Origin of the sequence: Duganella violaceipulchra, assembly GCF_019166075.1 — a bacterium.
Classification (GTDB): Bacteria; Pseudomonadota; Gammaproteobacteria; order Burkholderiales; family Burkholderiaceae_D; genus Rugamonas; species Rugamonas violaceipulchra.
Window position 1 is genome coordinate 258765 of sequence record NZ_JAHTGR010000005.1, and the last position, 15635, is coordinate 274399.

General features: G+C 63.4%; 17 protein-coding genes. 8 read left to right on the forward strand and 9 right to left on the reverse strand.

The annotated features are described in order from the left end of the window. Positions 1 to 165: 165 nt before the first annotated feature. Positions 166 to 657, reverse strand: a complete 492-nt coding sequence (locus tag KVP70_RS11975) for a YqaA family protein (protein ID WP_217942435.1) — start codon at positions 655 to 657, stop codon at positions 166 to 168. A gap of 270 nt (positions 658 to 927) precedes the next feature. Between KVP70_RS11975 and ilvA the strand changes: the two genes are divergently transcribed. From ilvA to KVP70_RS12010, 7 genes are all read left to right on the forward strand, one after another. Then, the gene (gene ilvA / locus KVP70_RS11980; protein ID WP_217942436.1) at positions 928 to 2463 is read left to right on the forward strand and encodes a threonine ammonia-lyase, biosynthetic; all 1536 of its coding nucleotides are present in this window, start codon (positions 928 to 930) and stop codon (positions 2461 to 2463) included. Between the two features lie 128 nt (positions 2464 to 2591). Then, positions 2592 to 3425, forward strand: coding sequence for an NADPH-dependent 7-cyano-7-deazaguanine reductase QueF (gene queF / locus KVP70_RS11985; RefSeq protein ID WP_217942437.1), 834 nt, complete (start codon positions 2592 to 2594; stop codon positions 3423 to 3425). Positions 3426 to 3765: 340 nt separating this feature from the next. Further along, a complete protein-coding gene (locus tag KVP70_RS11990; protein WP_020704458.1) occupies positions 3766 to 4248 on the forward strand; it encodes a PTS sugar transporter subunit IIA in 483 nt (160 codons plus the stop codon). Between the two features lie 66 nt (positions 4249 to 4314). After that, complete coding sequence (gene hprK / locus KVP70_RS11995) at positions 4315 to 5250, forward strand: HPr(Ser) kinase/phosphatase (protein ID WP_008444515.1); 936 nt, start codon at positions 4315 to 4317, stop codon at positions 5248 to 5250. A gap of 91 nt (positions 5251 to 5341) precedes the next feature. Continuing rightward, on the forward strand, positions 5342 to 6202 hold the full coding sequence (gene rapZ, locus KVP70_RS12000) for an RNase adapter RapZ (RefSeq protein WP_217942438.1): 861 nt from the start codon (positions 5342 to 5344) through the stop codon (positions 6200 to 6202). A 53-nt stretch (positions 6203 to 6255) separates the two neighbouring features. Then, positions 6256 to 6561 (forward strand): type II toxin-antitoxin system RelE/ParE family toxin, encoded by a 306-nt coding sequence (locus KVP70_RS12005; protein ID WP_217942439.1) that lies wholly within the window; start codon positions 6256 to 6258, stop codon positions 6559 to 6561. Then, on the forward strand, positions 6554 to 6802 hold the full coding sequence (locus tag KVP70_RS12010; RefSeq protein WP_217942440.1) for a helix-turn-helix domain-containing transcriptional regulator: 249 nt from the start codon (positions 6554 to 6556) through the stop codon (positions 6800 to 6802). The genes KVP70_RS12005 and KVP70_RS12010 overlap by 8 nt, the downstream gene beginning before the upstream one ends. Positions 6803 to 6826: 24 nt before the next feature. Here KVP70_RS12010 and KVP70_RS12015 read toward each other — a convergent pair whose 3' ends face one another. The 8 genes from KVP70_RS12015 to KVP70_RS12050 form a co-directional block, all read right to left on the reverse strand. Next, positions 6827 to 7912 carry an enoyl-CoA hydratase/isomerase family protein gene (locus KVP70_RS12015; protein ID WP_217942441.1) on the reverse strand — a complete coding sequence of 362 codons (1086 nt, stop codon included), beginning with the start codon at positions 7910 to 7912 and terminating at the stop codon, positions 6827 to 6829. A 93-nt stretch (positions 7913 to 8005) separates the two neighbouring features. Continuing rightward, entirely contained in the window at positions 8006 to 8365 is a 360-nt protein-coding gene (gene hpf, locus KVP70_RS12020; RefSeq protein ID WP_026334892.1) for a ribosome hibernation-promoting factor, HPF/YfiA family, read from the reverse strand. A gap of 77 nt (positions 8366 to 8442) precedes the next feature. Next, entirely contained in the window at positions 8443 to 9921 is a 1479-nt protein-coding gene (locus KVP70_RS12025; protein ID WP_217942442.1) for an RNA polymerase factor sigma-54, read from the reverse strand. A gap of 5 nt (positions 9922 to 9926) precedes the next feature. Then, on the reverse strand, positions 9927 to 10679 hold the full coding sequence (gene lptB, locus KVP70_RS12030) for an LPS export ABC transporter ATP-binding protein (RefSeq protein ID WP_020704452.1): 753 nt from the start codon (positions 10677 to 10679) through the stop codon (positions 9927 to 9929). A gap of 2 nt (positions 10680 to 10681) precedes the next feature. After that, positions 10682 to 11272, reverse strand: coding sequence for a lipopolysaccharide transport periplasmic protein LptA (gene lptA, locus KVP70_RS12035; RefSeq protein WP_217942444.1), 591 nt, complete (start codon positions 11270 to 11272; stop codon positions 10682 to 10684). 28 nt (positions 11273 to 11300) lie between these two features. Then, positions 11301 to 11894, reverse strand: a complete 594-nt coding sequence (lptC, locus tag KVP70_RS12040) for an LPS export ABC transporter periplasmic protein LptC (protein WP_217942445.1) — start codon at positions 11892 to 11894, stop codon at positions 11301 to 11303. Positions 11895 to 11906: 12 nt separating this feature from the next. Further along, positions 11907 to 12437 (reverse strand): KdsC family phosphatase, encoded by a 531-nt coding sequence (locus KVP70_RS12045; RefSeq protein ID WP_217942446.1) that lies wholly within the window; start codon positions 12435 to 12437, stop codon positions 11907 to 11909. Continuing rightward, positions 12437 to 13435: a KpsF/GutQ family sugar-phosphate isomerase gene (locus tag KVP70_RS12050; protein ID WP_217942447.1), complete on the reverse strand. Its 999-nt coding sequence runs from the start codon at positions 13433 to 13435 to the stop codon at positions 12437 to 12439. The genes KVP70_RS12045 and KVP70_RS12050 overlap by 1 nt, the downstream gene beginning before the upstream one ends. A 127-nt stretch (positions 13436 to 13562) precedes the next feature. On the opposite strand from KVP70_RS12050, the gene KVP70_RS12055 reads away from it, so the two are divergent. Next, positions 13563 to 15545 (forward strand): monovalent cation:proton antiporter family protein, encoded by a 1983-nt coding sequence (locus KVP70_RS12055; RefSeq protein ID WP_217942448.1) that lies wholly within the window; start codon positions 13563 to 13565, stop codon positions 15543 to 15545. The last annotated feature ends 90 nt before the right edge of the window (positions 15546 to 15635 follow it).

Here is a 15635-nt window from a genome sequence, read left to right on the forward strand (position 1 = left end):
CACGCCGTAACACCCCTTGGCGGCCGAGGGGCTATCGTGGTTGCAACAACCCGCCAAAAATTTGCAAATTCCTGCTTTTGTTGGCAATAACAGATAAATACCCGCTATAAAACTGAATGAAATTCATGCTCAAGAGCATATGGCAATATGATAGCTGGCGCAAAATTAGCCGAGCAATTGGCCTATCCTATGCCAAACCCCGTCCGGCACGTACAACAGCAGAGCGGTCATGGTCAGGTAACGCAGCAATTTTCCGATCGCCATATAGGCGATGCTGGGCCAGAAAGGCAGCCTGAGCCAGCCGCCCAGGGTGCACAGCGGATCGCCGATGCCGGGCAGCCAGGCCAGCAGCATGGTCTTGGCGCCGTAGCGTTCCAGCCAGTGGAACCAGCGGCTTTTGCGTTCCTTGGAAAAAGTCTGCTTGGCCTGGTAGCCCATCCAGTAATCGATGGCGCCGCCCAGCGTATTGCCGACGGTGGCGACGGCGATGACGCTCCAGAACAGTGCCGGATTGGCCTTGATGACGGCAAACACCGCCGGTTCCGAGCCCAGCGGCAGGAGCGTGGCGGAGATCAAGCTGATGATAAAGACCGAAGTCAGGCCCACTTCCGGCGCCGCCAGTACGTGCAGCAGCCAGGCGATTGCAGAGTCGATCATCGGTTTCTTTGAGCGGAAGGAAAGGTGTCCATTATAATGAGTCGCACACCGCATGATTGAACCGTAGGGCAGCGCACCCATCCGCGCGCGGCCCGCGCCCCTGCTCCACCCGGTCACACGCCGGATAGTTAGCACTGAATGAGCAAAGCACCCTGGGGGTCAAGTCTGACATTCGGACACGAGCTCTACCGTAGCGTGCGCTACGGTAGAGCTCGTGTCCGAATGTCAGACTTGACCCCCAGAGCCCCGGAATCACTATGTTTGCAAACCATGACTATCGACTATCTGAAGAAAATCCTGACCGCGCGCGTCTACGACGTCGCTACTGAAACCCCGCTGGAACTCGCGCCGACGCTGTCGCAGCGCTTCGAGAACCGAATTTATTTCAAGCGCGAGGACATGCAGAGCGTGTTCAGCTTCAAGATTCGTGGCGCCTACAACAAGATGGCCCACCTCAGCGACGCCCAGCGCAAGCGCGGCGTGATCTGCGCTTCGGCCGGCAACCACGCCCAGGGCGTGGCGCTGTCGGCGGCGCGCATGGGCTGCCGCGCGGTCATCGTGATGCCGACCACCACCCCGCAGGTGAAGGTGGAGGCGGTCAAGGCGCGTGGCGGCGCCGATGTCGAGGTGGTGCTGCACGGCGAATCCTATACCGACGCCTACAACCACGCGCTGCTGCTGGAACAGGAACAGAAGCTGACCTTCGTCCACCCGTTCGACGATCCCGACGTCATCGCCGGCCAGGGCACCATCGGCATGGAAATCCTGCGCCAGCATTCCGGGCCCATCCACGCGATCTTCGTGCCGATCGGCGGCGGCGGCCTGATCTCCGGCATCGCCGCCTACGTCAAGCAGATCCGCCCGGACATCAAGATCATCGGCGTGCAAAGCCTCGATTCCGACGCCATGGCGCGCAGCGTCAAGGCCGGCGAGCGCGTCACGCTGTCCGATGTCGGCCTGTTCGCCGACGGCACGGCGGTGCGCCTGGCCGGCGAGGAAACCTTCCGCCTGGTGCAGCAGTACGTGGACGACATCATCCTGGTCGACACCGACGCCATCAGCGCGGCCATCAAGGATGTGTTCAGCGATACCCGTTCGATCCTGGAACCGTCCGGCGCGCTGGCCATCGCCGGCGCCAAGGCCTATGTCGAGCGCGCCGCGCTGAGCAAGGACCCGATCAGGAACGAAACGCTGATCACCATCGCCAGCGGCGCCAACATGAACTTCGACCGCCTGCGCTTCGTCGCCGAACGCGCCGAGCTGGGCGAGGCGCGCGAGGCGGTGTTCGCCGTCACCTTGCCGGAACAGCGCGGCAGCTTCAAGCGCTTCTGCGAGCTGGTCGGCCCGCGCAATGTGACCGAGTTCAACTACCGCATCAGCGACAAGGACGAGGCCCATGTGTTCTGCGGCGTGCAGATCGCCGACCGCAGCGAATCGGGCACGCTGGCGCGCATCTTCGAGCAGAACGAGTTCAAGACGCTGGACCTGACCCACGACGAGCTGGCCAAGGCCCACATCCGCCATCTGGTGGGCGGCAAGAGCGCGCTGGCCAAGGACGAGTTGCTGTACCGTTTCGAGTTCCCCGAGCGTCCGGGCGCGCTGATGCGCTTCCTGAACTCGATGGCGCCGAACTGGAATATTTCGCTGTGCCATTACCGCAGCCAGGGCGGCGACGTCGGCCGCATCCTGATCGGCCTGCAGGTGCCGGCCGGGGAAATGGACCAGTTCGCGCAATTCCTGACCACGCTGGGCTACCGCTACTGGGATGAGAGCGCCAACCCGGTGTACAAGCTGTTCCTGGGCTAACCCCGCAACCTTAAGCGGCAGAGCACGCGCCGCCGCTTAGGGGTCAGACCCCGCACGGGGTCTGACCCCACCACGCTTGAGGGGTGAAACTGCGCTACCATCCACCTTTACCCGAATCACAGAACACCATGACCAACACCGTCGACTTGTCCCCACTGGGAAAAACCTCCGCCTACCGCACCGACTACGCGCCGGAGCTGCTGTTCCCGATCGCGCGCCAGGGCAAGCGCGACGAACTCGGCCTGACCGGCACCCTGCCCTTCTTCGGCGTCGACATCTGGAACGCCTACGAAATCTCGTGGCTCAACGCGCGCGGCAAGCCGCAGGTGGCGATCGCCCGCATCACCGTGCCGGCCGACTCGCCCAACATCATCGAGTCGAAGTCCTTCAAGCTCTACCTGAACTCGTTCAACCAGACCCGCCTCGACAGCGTGGTCGCGCTGAAGAACCTGCTGCAACAGGACTTGTCGAACGGCTTCGGCGCCAACGTGCACATCTCGCTGACCCAGCCGGAGGAATTCGGCATGGTGGAGATGGGCGAGCTCGACGGCCTGCTGCTGGACCGCCTCGACATCGAGGTCGACCACTACCACCCGGCGCCGGAGCTGCTCAAGGCGGCGCTGGACGAGGAGCCGGTGGAGGAAAAACTGATCTCGCACCTGCTCAAGTCGAACTGCCTGGTCACCGGGCAGCCGGACTGGGCCAGCGTGCAGATCCATTATTCCGGTCCGCAAATCGACCAGGAAAGCCTGCTGCGCTACCTGATCGGCTTCCGCGAGCACAACGAGTTCCACGAACAGTGCGTGGAGCGCATCTTCACCGACATCCTGCGCCAATGCCAGCCTCAGCAATTGTCGGTGTACGCCCGCTACACGCGGCGCGGCGGGCTGGACATCAACCCCTGGCGCAGCAACTTCAGCACAGCACAGAAACCATCCAATCTTCGTGGCGCACGTCAATAAATCTGGCGCTTTTTCCAATCAAACAGGAAAAATCAGGCGTATGATGTGCACATGGCGCGCGGTGATTGACCGCCGCGCGCCATGCGGCCCCACCGGCCTGAAAACGCGCAAATAATCGGAAATTCGTCCCAGCCCCTGGCGAAAAACCGGCGTTTTCCGTGATTTCTATTCAGAAATAGCGATTCCTTTCTTTGAAGCATAACTATCCAGCCCGCGCGCCGGCTGGCCGACACAAGCGTTACAACGGGCGCGCGCGATTTCCTGTTACATGGCGCAGAAACAAGCCTATAATTCTGCTCGCATGCCACCTTTTGTGCGTTGCAACATTCTATGTCGCGTTATGAATAACCTGAGCAAAATACTTTCACTGGAAAACGTGCTGCTGGATCTGGAAGTGTCCAGCAAGAAGCGCGCTTTCGAGCAAGCCGGCCTGATCTTCGAGAACAACTGCGGCATCGCCCGCTCCACCGTGTCGGACAATCTGTTCGCGCGCGAGCGCCTGGGTTCGACCGGACTGGGGCATGGCGTCGCCGTCCCGCATGGCCGCATCAAGGGCATGAAAAGCCTGAAGTCGCCGCTGGCGGCCTTCGTGCGCCTGGCCGAGCCGATCCCGTTCGAGTCGCCCGACGGCAAGCCGGTCAATCTGCTGTTCTTCCTGCTGATCCCGGACCACGTCACCCAGCAGCATCTGGAGATCCTGTCCGAGATCGCCGAGATGTTCTCCGACGACGCCTTCCGCACCGCGCTGAGCACGGATGCGGACCCGAAATCGGTGCACTCGCGCATCATCAACTGGATGCCGAGCCTGCAGGCCGCGGGGTGAGATTGTCTTGGTTGTCATACAATAGGTTAAACTAGGCTTCAGTTCATCCTCATGTAAAGACGACCCATGCTGCAAACTCCGCTGACGATACAACGCCTCTACGACGACAATCGCGAAAGTTTGCAGCTAGGCTGGTTCGCCGGCTTCCCCGGCGGCGAACGCCTGATCTCCGGCGACGTCGCCTCGGCCGCCGACCAGGTCGGCCACCTGAACACCATCCACCCGGGCCGCATCCAGGTCTTCGGGCACCAGGAAATCAACTACTACCAGCGTTTGAAATCGCTGACGCGCGCCCACGTCATCGGCGAGCTGATCGCCGGCGGGCCGCCGGCGCTGATCATCGCCCAGGGGCTGGAAACGCCGCCCGACATCCTCGCCATCTGCGACGAGAAAAACATCCCGCTGTTCTCCACGCCGCTGCCGGCCGCGCAGGTGATCGACTTCCTGCGCGTCTACCTGTCGAAGAAGCTGGCGCAGCGCATCATCATGCACGGCGTGTTCATGGACGTGCTGGGCGTGGGCGTGCTGATCACCGGCGATTCCGGCCTGGGCAAGAGCGAGCTGGGCCTGGAACTGATTTCGCGTTCGCACGGCCTGGTGGCCGACGACGCGGTGGAGTTCTCGCGCATCGCGCCCAATATGATCGAAGGGCGCTGCCCGGCGCTGCTGCAGAATCTGCTGGAAGTGCGCGGGCTGGGGCTGCTGGACATCAAGGCCATCTTCGGCGAGACCGCGGTGCGCCGCAAGATGCGGCTGAAGCTGATCGTGCACCTGGTGCGGCGCGGCGCGGCCGACGAGGAAGTGGAGCGCCTGCCGTTCCAGTTCCCGACCGAGGACGTGCTGGGCCTGCCGATCCGCAAGGTGGTGATCCCGGTGGCGGCCGGCCGCAACATCGCGGTGCTGCTGGAGGCCGCCGTGCGCAACACCATCCTGCAACTGCGCGGCATCGATACGCTGCAGGAATTCATGGAAAGGCAGAGACAGGCCATGAGTGGCGACTAAGCCGGCGCCTCATAGCTTTTCCACATCATTGCGACATCTAAACATGGTCACTATGGGCAAGTAAGTCCGGCCTGCGGTATCATCGGGGCCTATGCGCATCGTACTCATTACCGGTATTTCCGGCTCCGGCAAGTCCGTGGCCCTGAACGTCCTGGAAGACACGGGACACTATTGCGTCGACAATCTGCCGCCAGCCCTGCTCTCCAGCCTGGTGGACACGCTGGTCGCCGACGGCCTGGAGTCGCTGGCCGTGGCGGTCGACGCCCGCAGCGCCGAATCGCTGGCCACGCTGCCGGCCGCCGTTGAACGGCTGCGCGAGCTGGGCCACGACGTCAAGGTCATGTTCCTGACCGCCAACACGCACTCGCTGGTGGCGCGCTTCTCGGAAACGCGGCGCAGCCATCCGCTGTCGCACGAACTGCGGCCGGGCCAGAACCCGGCGGCGCGCCGCACGCTGATCGAATGCATTTCGGAAGAGCGCGAACGGCTGTCGGCCATCGAGCAGCTGGGCCATGTGATCGACACCTCGGAACTGAGCGCCAACAAGCTGCGCGCCTGGGTCAAGGACTTGGTGGCGATCGAGCGGGCGCCGCTGATCCTGTTCTTTGAATCGTTCGCCTTCAAGCTGGGCGTGCCGCTGGACGCGGACTTCGTGTTCGACGTGCGCGCGCTGCCGAATCCCTACTACGACCTGACGCTGCGCCCGCTGACCGGCCGCGACGCGCCGGTGATCGATTTCCTCAACGCCCAGCCGAGCGCACTGGACCTGATGAACGACATCCGCGTCTTCATCGAGAAATGGCTGCCGTCCTTCAAGACCGACAACCGCAGCTACCTGACGGTCGCGGTGGGCTGCACCGGCGGCCAGCACCGCTCGGTCTACATGGCCGAGCAGCTGGCGGCCTACTTCCAGAAAACCGAACGCGTCATCCTGCGCCACCGCGAGCAGTAGGCAACAGCGATCTCGATCAATGCAGTTCGTAGTGTCTCCACTACGATCGCTGAATGATAGAGATCATCCAATCGGCAACGTTTCGTCAATGGGTGTCGAATTTACGCGATCGACAGGCTGGTGCATTGCTGGCCGCGAGGCTGCTGCGCCTGGCACGCGGGATAACGGGCGACACACGGCCGATCGGTGATGGAGTGAACGAGCTGCGTCTTCATTTGGGGCCCGGCTATCGCGTGTACTACCTGCATCACGGATATGCGATCATAGTCTTGCTATGCGGTGGAGACAAAAGCTCGCAGGGACGAGATATCCGGGCCGCGAAACGACTTGCTCGTCAATGGAGGCTAGATCATGGCTGAGAAATTTTTCCCTTACGATCCGGCGGAAGCGCTCAACAGCCGCGAGGCCGTCGAGGTTTTCATGGCCGACGCTTTCGAAACCGGCGATGCCGCACATATCGCTGCGGCACTGGATGTCGTCGCCAAAGCACAAGGGCTCACGCAATCAGCAGGTGAGCCGTCTCTCAAGTCCACTTTGGAACTGATGAAGACATTCGGACTAAAACTGACAATCACTGCCGTTACTATCAACACATCCTAATCGGCGACGCACGGCCACCGGCACTTAATCCAGCTGGCGCAGCGGGTGGGCGTAGTCCGGCCACACCGGCTGGAAGAAGCGCCGCACCATGGCCTCGTCAACCTCGTCCAGCGTGGCCGGTTTCCATCGCGGCGCGTTGTCCTTGTCGATGACCAGCGCGCGCACGCCTTCGATCACTTCGCCGTCCTCGAAATTGTGGCGCACCAGCGTGCGCTCCATGCGCAGGCAATCGGCCACGTCCAACGCGGCGCCGCGCCGGACCAGCTCGTGCGTCACGCACATCATCAGCGGCGAACGGGTGGCCATCACTTGCAGCGTCTTTTGCGCGAAGGCGCTGTCGTCGGTTTTCAGCGAGGCGACGATGGCGGACACCGAGCCGGCGCCGAAGTGGCGGTCGATGGCGGCGCGCTCGGCCGCCAGCTTGCTGTCGCCGGCAGCGGCCTTGAATGGCGCCGCGAAGGCCGCGATGGCCGCGGCCACGCCAGCCCCCGGAGTCGACTCAAGCAGCGCCGCCAGCGCCGCCATCTCGCTGCCCGGCACAAAGTGATCGGCCAGCCCCGCGTGCAGCGCATCGGCCGCGCCGATGGTGACGCCGGTGACGCCCAGGTAGCAGCCCAGCTGGCCCGGCGCGCGCGCCAGGAAATAGCTGCCGCCCACGTCCGGGAACAGGCCGATGTTCACTTCCGGCATGGCCATCCTGGTGCGCTCGGTGACGATGCGCACGCGGCAGTCCGGACCGCCCTGCGCCACGCCCATGCCGCCGCCCATGACCACGCCGTCCATCAGCGCGACGTAGGGCTTGGGATAAAAATGGATCAGGTGATTGAGCGCGTATTCCTCGGTGAAGAAATCCTCCACCAGCGCGCTGCCGCCCTGCGGCGTGGCGCGGCCGGCGTCGTAGAAGAAGCGGATGTCGCCGCCGGCGCAGAAGGCCTTTTCGCTGCTGCTGCGGATGACGACGGCGGCCACGCCGCTGTCGTCGCGCCAGGCCAGCAGCGCCTGCGTGATATCGCGCACCATCGCCAGCGATAAAGAGTTCAAGGCCTTGGGGCGGTCCAGGGTGATGAAGCCGGTTCCGTTGCTGACGCTGGTGTGGACGTATACGCTCATGGAGTCTCTAGGGTCGTGGTGAAAACCCTATTTTACTGCGGGCGCAAAAAAGGGCGCCTCTGCGCCCTTAGTTGGATGGTGCCGGGGCCGTTGTTATAGGGCGGCGGCAGCGGGTTCGTAGCTATCCGGGAGATGCTTGATCGCATCGTGGCCGTGCTCTTGGACCTTGGCTTTGTACTTCATGACCTGCCGATCCAGCTTGTCGATCAAGGTATCGATGGCGGCGTACAGGTCCTGCGACAGGCTTTCCACGTAGACGGTCTTGCCCGACATGCGCAGGTTGATTTCAGCCTTCTGGCGTTTCTCTTTCTCTTTGAGGTTATCTACAGTCAGGATGACAGCAATATCAATCACTTGATCAAAGTGGCGGGTGACGCGTTCCAGCTTGTTCTGCACGTATTCACGGATGGCCGAGGTCACTTCGAGATGATGTCCACTGATGGTGAGATTCATACACACTCCTAAAGATAATGTCGCTTCTTACGGTTAGTGCGGAGCCCATTACCGCCGGGCGCGCAGGAACCAAATAACTACAAAGATTTACGGAGACTGACTGGCGGGATCTTCAACGCTTCGCGATATTTGGCAACAGTGCGTCGCGCAATCACCATGCCTTGTTCTCCCAGCATGTCCGCAATCTTACTGTCGGATAAAGGATTTTTAGGGTCTTCTGCTCCTGTCAATTGCACGATGAGTGCGCGTATCGCCGTCGAACTTGCTTCCCCCCCCGCTTCGGTGGCGACATGGCTACCAAAGAAATATTTCAACTCAAACATGCCATGCGGGGTCAGCATATATTTTTGAGTTGTTACACGAGAAATAGTGCTCTCGTGTAGACCCAGTGTATCAGCAATTTCGCGAAGCACAAGGGGGCGCATGGCAACGGCGCCATGGGAGAAAAAGTTCTTTTGTCGTTCTACTATCGCTTGTGCGACGCGCAAAATCGTGTCGAAACGCTGGCGCATATTCTTGATCAGCCACTTCGCTTCCTGCAGCTGCGCGCCCATCGCGCCCTCGCCTTTTCCCTGCTTGAGCAGGTTGGCGTACATGGCGTTCACGCGCAGGCGCGGCATGACGTCGTTGTTCAGGCTCACTTGCCAGCCGTTGCGCGCTTTTTTGACGATCACGTCCGGCACCACGTAGTCCGACACGTCCGACGCGAACGCCGACCCCGGATGCGGATTGCACTGGCGGATGACGGTTTGTGCTTCGCGCAAATCTTCGTCGTCGCACAGCAGCGCCTTCTTCAGTTTGTTGAAATCGCGCTGGGCAAACCAGGTCAAATGATTTTCAACAATCGTCAGCGCCATGCGCCGCGTGACCATCGGGATGGCCGGCAGGCGCTTGATCTGCAACGCCAGGCATTCGGACGCGTTGCGCGCGCCCACGCCCATCGGGTCGAAGCTTTGCAGCATCGACAGGGCGGTCTGCAATTCGTCGAGCTCCAGTTCCAGCTCTTCCGGCAGGCGGGCCAGGATCTCTTCCAGCGATTCCTCGAGGTAGCCGTTTTCGTCCAGCGCGTCGATGATCAGCTCGACCAGCGCGCGGTCGCGCATCTCCAGCACCGTCACCCGCATCTGCTCCATCAGATGTTCGCGCAGGGTGCAGTGGCTGGCCTCCAGTTGCGGACGCGAGTCCTCGTCGTCGGGCGCCTTGCTGCGGCCGGCGTCGCTCCAGTCGACGTCGGCGTCGCTGCTGGTGCTTTCGGTGTCGGCGGCCGGGCCGTCGTAGTTGTCGGCGTCGGCGGCCGGCGCCTCCTGGGCGTTGGGCGGGCCTTCGGGCGGCGCGTCGCCGACCGGGGCTTGCTGGCTGATGGCGCCGTCCGACAGCAGCCGCAGCGAGCGGTCCAGCGGGTCGTCGAGGCGCTCCAGCAGCGGATTATCGGTCAGCAGCTGTTCCAGTTCCTGGTGCAGCTCCAGCGTCGACAGTTGCAGCAGCCGGATCGACTGCTGCAACTGAGGTGTCAGCGCGAGGTGCTGCGACGTGCGCAGTTGCAAAGACTGTTTCATGGGTTTTACATACGGAAGTGTTCACCCAGATACACGCGACGCACCGATTCGTTGGCGATGATGTCGTCTGGCCGGCCTGAAGCCAATACCGTGCCCTGGTTGATGATATATGCGCGGTCGCAGATGCCCAGCGTTTCGCGCACATTGTGATCGGTAATGAGGACGCCGATGCCGCGTTCCTTGAGAAAGCGCACGATGCGCTGGATCTCAATCACGGCGATCGGGTCGACCCCGGCGAATGGTTCGTCGAGCAGCACGAAGCGCGGGTTGGTCGCCAGTGCGCGCGCGATCTCCACGCGGCGGCGCTCGCCGCCCGAGAGCGACAGCGCCTGGTTTTCGCGCAGCTTTTCGATTTGCAAATCGGCCAGCAGGGTATTGAGCCGTTCATCAATGGCAGCCTTGGATAAAGGCTTGCCGTCCACCTTCTGGATTTCGAGGACGGCGCGGATATTTTCTTCCACCGTCAGCTTGCGGAACACCGACGCTTCCTGCGGCAGGTAGGACAAGCCGAGCGAGGCGCGGCGGTGGATAGGCAGCGAGGAGATATCGGTGCCGCTGATATCGATGCTGCCGGCGTCCGACGGCACCAGGCCGACGATCATGTAGAACGAGGTGGTCTTGCCGGCGCCGTTGGGGCCGAGCAGGCCCACCACTTCGCCGCATTCGACTTGCAGGGACACGTCATGCACGACCTGGCGCTTGCCGTAGGTCTTTTGCAGGCCGCGCACGATCAGGGTGCTACCGCAGGATGGTTCCATGCTTACTTCTCCGTGGCCGGCGGCGTCGACGCGGCCGGTGCAGAGGCCGCCGGCGCGGCCGGACGGATGGTCGGCTGGATCACCATGGTGCCGCGGCCGGCGCCCGGCTTGCTGACGCCGGAGACGTTGTTCTTGACGTCGAAATGTTCGGTGCGGCTGTCGTAGGAGATGAACTCGCTGTTGACTTCGCTGGTCATGCGCGGGCCTTCCAGCTGGCGCACCCTGGCTTTCGAGAACAGCTTGACCAGGTCGGTCTTGTCGCTGTATTCGATGCGTTCGGCTTCGCCCTCGATCCACTGGTCGCCGGCGCCGTCGCGCTTCTGGCGGAAGGTCGACAGCGTACCCGGCGTGCTGGTCAGCACGACGAAGTTATAGCCTTCCGGATCGGTGGTCACCACCGCCTTGGGCGACTTCATCAGCAAGGTGCCGCGCGTCAGCACGACATTGCCGATCAGCGTCTTGATCTGCTTGACGTCGTCGATTTGCAGGTCGTCGTAGTCGATCTTGGTCGGCTTGTTGGCATCGGCTTTTTCCGCGTGGGCCCCAGCGGCCGCCAGCAACAACATCGCCGCCGAGAGTATCAGTTTCTTCATCGTCATTCCATTCATCATCATTGTTTCCTCAATGGCCGGCGCGCGGCGGCATCGTCAGTTGTCCGCGTCCGCCCAGCTGCACTGCGCGGGTGGCGTTATTGGCCTTCATGCCGATGCCGTTGGCGGTGGCGTTGCCCATTTCCAGCGCCACCGGGCTGGCGGTTTCCATCCGTTCCTCGTCCGGGTAGACGGTCAGCGCCGGCGTGGTCATGCGCATCGCCTGCGCTTGCGGCCCGGCCGGGCGCACCACGCTCACATTACCATTGAGCTTGACGCGCGTATTGCCCTGGTCGACATGGGCGGTGTCGGCATTGATATTCATCGGCGGCTGGTCGCCGGACAGGCTGTGCACAGTCGGCTTGTCGATGTCGGAGGCATCGTCGACCGGCCGGTGGGTCAGTTTTTCGCCGGAGATGATGTAGGCCGGCTGGCCGGCCTTGTTCATGCGCACCATGCTGAAGCGGTCGATGATGTAGTCCGGCTCGTTGCGGTGCTGGTCCACCTGCGCATCCTGGCCGGCCTGGTTGACCACCTGCACCAGCCAGAAGCTGCCGACGGCGACAAACGCGCCGACCATCATGATGACGGTGAGCTGCCAGCGATGGGCTGTTTTTTTACGCATGGACTATCCTCGTCAAACCAGGAACTGCGCCATCACGCGCTCGTAGCTGCCCTGCGCGTGCAGCAGCAGCTCGCACACTTCGCGCACCGCGCCGCGGCCGCCGGCGGCCACCGTGGTGTGGTGGGCGCGCTCCAGCACTTCGGCGCGGCCGTTCGGCACGGCGACGGCGAAACCGACGCGCGTCAGGATCGGCAGGTCGACCACGTCGTCGCCGATAAAGCCGACCTGCTCGGCGGTAAGGCCGGTCTTTTCCAGCAGCGCCTTGAACGGCGTCAGCTTGTCGTGCCCCCCCTGGTGCAGGAAGCCGATGCCGAGGTCGGCCGCGCGCCTGATCACCTGCGGCGAGGTGCGCGCGCTGATGATGGCGGTCTGCACGCCGGATTCCTGCAGCAGCTTGATGCCCAGGCCGTCATGCACGTTGAAGGTCTTCAGCGCCTCGCCGTCGGCGCCGTAGTGCAGGCTGCCGTCGGTCAGCACGCCGTCGACGTCGAAGATCATCAGCTTGACGCGCGCGGCGCGTTCCACATAAGTCAAATCCGTCATCAGATCACCTTGGCGCGGGTCAGGTCGTGGATGTGCAGCGCGCCGACCAGCTTGCCGTCGGCGTCGGTCACCAGCATCTGGTTGATGCGGAACTGTTCCATCACGGCCACGGCGTCGACCGCCAGTTTTTCCGGCGAGATGCTGCGCGGGTTGGCGTGCATCACGTCGCGGATCACGACCTTGGTGAAGTCCTGGACCTTCTCGATCATGCGGCGCAGGTCGCCGTCGGTGAACACGCCGATCGGCTTGTCGTCGGCGTCGACCACGGCGGTCATGCCCATGCCCTTCTGCGTGATTTCCAACAGCGCGTCGGTCAGCTTGACGTCGGCGGTGACTTTCGGCACGGCGTCGCCGCTGCGCATGACGTCGCGCACGTGGGTCAGCAAGCGGCGGCCCAGCGCGCCGCCCGGATGGGAGCGGGCAAAGTCCTCTTCCTTGAAGCCGCGCAGGTCCAGCAGCGCGACCGCGATGGCGTCGCCCAGCGCCAGCGTGACGGTGGTCGAGGTGGTCGGCGCCAGGTTCATCGGGCAGGCCTCCTTGTCCACGGCCACGTTCAGGTGGACGTCGGCGATCCCGGCCAGGCTGGAGCCGGGCTTGCCGGTCATGGCGATGACCTTGCTGCCCATGCGCTTGACCACCGGCAGGATGGTCATCAGCTCGGCGCTTTCGCCGGAGTAGGAAATGGCGATGAAGGCATCGTCGGCGGTCACCATGCCGAGGTCGCCGTGGGCCGCTTCGGCCGGGTGCACGAACAGCGCCGGGGTGCCGGTCGAGGCCAGGGTGGCGGCGATCTTGCGGCCGATATGGCCGGACTTGCCGATGCCGGACACGACCACGCGGCCCTTGCAGTTCAGCAGCAATTCGATGGCCTGCACCACGCTGTCGTCGGTGGCCAAGCGGGCGTTCAGGGCGGCGATCGCCTCCGCTTCATTCCGCAGGGTGTCGCGGGCCAGCCGCAACGCATGCGCGGCCATATTTGCGTCAAAAGCTTTCAGCATTGTTTTTTCATGGGTTACACTCATGCCCAAGTATAGCCGAATTGAGAAAGCAAAAAACTTGCCAGTCACAACATAACGCCCCCGCCGGCCCACAAACAACGAAATTATATTTACTGGCTATGTTGATATGACGTTTTCACCCTTGGAATTAACATTGTTGTTATTGGGGAGCGCGGTGCTCGGCGTCGTCGCTTTCCGCATGATGCATTTGCCGCCCATGCTGGGCTACCTGGCGGTCGGCATCCTGATCGGTCCCCACGCGCTGGGCCTGGCCGAGTCGAGCGAAGCTTTCCACTCGCTGGCCGAATTCGGCGTGGTGTTCCTGATGTTCTCCATCGGGCTGGAGTTCTCCCTGCCCAAATTGATGGCCATGCGCCGCATCGTATTCGGACTGGGCATGGCGCAGGTGGTGCTGACCATCGTCGCCACCATGCTGTTCGGCTGGGCCATCGCCACGCAACTGCCTTCGAGCATCCATATCGGCTGGCAAGCCTCGTTCGCGCTGGGCGGCGCGCTGGCCATGTCGTCGACCGCCATCGTGTCGAAAATGCTGACCGAGCGGCTGGAGCTGGAGAGTGTGCACGGCCGCAAGATCATCGGCATCCTGCTGTTCCAGGACCTGGCCGTGGTGCCGCTGCTGATCCTGATTCCCTCGCTGGGCCAGCGGCCGGACGCGCTGGTCGAGACCCTGGCCTGGGCCGGCGTCAAGGCCGTGATCGTGCTGGCGCTGCTGCTGTTCTTCGGCCAGAAGCTGGTGCGCGGCTGGTTCACCATCGTGGTCAAGCGGCGCTCGCAGGAGCTGTTCATGCTCAACCTGCTGTTGATCACCCTGGGCGCGGCCTGGATCACCGAGCGCGCCGGCCTGTCGCTCGCGCTGGGCGCCTTCGTGGCCGGCATGCTGATATCCGAAACCGAATACAAGCACCAGGTGGAAGAGGACATCAAGCCCTTCCGCGACGTGCTGCTGGGACTGTTCTTCATCACCATCGGCATGCTGCTCAATGTGCAGATGGTGCTGGCCCACTGGTGGCTGGTGCTGGTGTTGCTGGCCGGGCCGGTGCTGCTGAAGTTCGCGCTGATCGCCGGCCTGGCCAAGCTGTTCGGCGCCACCGACGGCGTGTCGATGCGCACCGGCCTGGCGCTGGCGCAGGCGGGCGAGTTCGGCTTCGTGCTGCTGAACCTGGCGGGCGGCAGCCACCTGATGGACCCGTTCATCATCCAGGTGGTGCTGGCGTCGATGGTGCTGTCGATGCTGGTGGCGCCGTTCATCATCTCCAAGTCGGACCAGATCGTCATGAAGGTGTCGAGCAACGAGTGGATGATGCAGTCGCTGGCGCTGACCAAGATCGCCAGCCGCACCATGTCGACCAACAAGCACGTGATCGTGTGCGGCTTCGGCCGCAGCGGCCAGAGCCTGGCGACCCTGCTGGGCGAAGAGCATATCGACTACCACGCGCTGGACCTGGACCCGGAGCGGGTGCAGGAGGCGCAGAGCGCCGGCCGCCACGTGTCCTACGGCGACGCGGCGCGGCGCGAGAGCCTGGTGGCGGCCGGCATCTACCGCGCCAGCGCGGTGGTGATCACCTACGCCAGCACGGCGTCGGCGCTGAAGGTGCTGCACCTGGTGCACGAGCTGGCGCCGGCCTTGCCGGTGATCGTGCGCGCCCACGACGACACCGACCTCGACCGGTTGAAAGCGGCCGGCGCGGCGGAAGTGGTGCCGGAGCTGATGGAGGGCAGCCTGATGCTGGCCTCGCACGCGCTGGTGATGCTGGGCGTGCCCTTGCGGCGGGTGGTGCACCGGGTGCAGACGGCGCGCGAGGAACGCTACGCCTCGCTGCGCGGCTACTTCCACGGCGCCAGCGACGCCGGCGAGGAGGCCGACCTGGAGCGGCTGCATTCGGTCACGCTGAGCGGCAGCGCGGTCAGCGTGGGCAAGTCCTTGGGCGAGATCGACGTGGCCGGTGCGGGCGCCGTCGTGAGCAGCATCCGGCGCGGCAAGGGCCGGCTGGAGGTGACGCCCGAGCTGGTGCTGGAAGCGGGCGATGTGGTGGTGCTGCGCGGCGCCGCCGACGCCGTCAACCGCGCCGAGCAGCGCCTGTTGCGCTAACCCACGGGGGTCAAGTCTGACATTCGGACACGAGCTCTGCCGTAGGCGGCGCCTACGGCAGAGGCCGTGTCCGAATGTCAGACTTGACCC

What these genes read in the sequence shown, in the direction of transcription:
- KVP70_RS11975 (WP_217942435.1), bottom strand. Translation starts at nt 657, where the DNA reads ATGATCGACTCTGCAATCGCCTGGCTGCTGCACGTACTGGCGGCGCCG.
- queF (WP_217942437.1), top strand. Translation starts at nt 2,592, where the DNA reads ATGACCAACACCGTCGACTTGTCCCCACTGGGAAAAACCTCCGCCTAC.
- lptB (WP_020704452.1), bottom strand. Translation starts at nt 10,679, where the DNA reads ATGGAACCATCCTGCGGTAGCACCCTGATCGTGCGCGGCCTGCAAAAG.
- KVP70_RS12025 (WP_217942442.1), bottom strand. Translation starts at nt 9,921, where the DNA reads ATGAAACAGTCTTTGCAACTGCGCACGTCGCAGCACCTCGCGCTGACA.
- KVP70_RS12050 (WP_217942447.1), bottom strand. Translation starts at nt 13,435, where the DNA reads ATGCTGAAAGCTTTTGACGCAAATATGGCCGCGCATGCGTTGCGGCTG.
- lptA (WP_217942444.1), bottom strand. Translation starts at nt 11,272, where the DNA reads ATGAAGAAACTGATACTCTCGGCGGCGATGTTGTTGCTGGCGGCCGCT.
- rapZ (WP_217942438.1), top strand. Translation starts at nt 5,342, where the DNA reads ATGCGCATCGTACTCATTACCGGTATTTCCGGCTCCGGCAAGTCCGTG.
- KVP70_RS11990 (WP_020704458.1), top strand. Translation starts at nt 3,766, where the DNA reads ATGAATAACCTGAGCAAAATACTTTCACTGGAAAACGTGCTGCTGGAT.
- KVP70_RS12015 (WP_217942441.1), bottom strand. Translation starts at nt 7,912, where the DNA reads ATGAGCGTATACGTCCACACCAGCGTCAGCAACGGAACCGGCTTCATC.
- KVP70_RS12005 (WP_217942439.1), top strand. Translation starts at nt 6,256, where the DNA reads ATGATAGAGATCATCCAATCGGCAACGTTTCGTCAATGGGTGTCGAAT.
- lptC (WP_217942445.1), bottom strand. Translation starts at nt 11,894, where the DNA reads ATGCGTAAAAAAACAGCCCATCGCTGGCAGCTCACCGTCATCATGATG.
- KVP70_RS12010 (WP_217942440.1), top strand. Translation starts at nt 6,554, where the DNA reads ATGGCTGAGAAATTTTTCCCTTACGATCCGGCGGAAGCGCTCAACAGC.
- KVP70_RS12055 (WP_217942448.1), top strand. Translation starts at nt 13,563, where the DNA reads ATGACGTTTTCACCCTTGGAATTAACATTGTTGTTATTGGGGAGCGCG.
- hprK (WP_008444515.1), top strand. Translation starts at nt 4,315, where the DNA reads ATGCTGCAAACTCCGCTGACGATACAACGCCTCTACGACGACAATCGC.
- KVP70_RS12045 (WP_217942446.1), bottom strand. Translation starts at nt 12,437, where the DNA reads ATGACGGATTTGACTTATGTGGAACGCGCCGCGCGCGTCAAGCTGATG.
- hpf (WP_026334892.1), bottom strand. Translation starts at nt 8,365, where the DNA reads ATGAATCTCACCATCAGTGGACATCATCTCGAAGTGACCTCGGCCATC.
- ilvA (WP_217942436.1), top strand. Translation starts at nt 928, where the DNA reads ATGACTATCGACTATCTGAAGAAAATCCTGACCGCGCGCGTCTACGAC.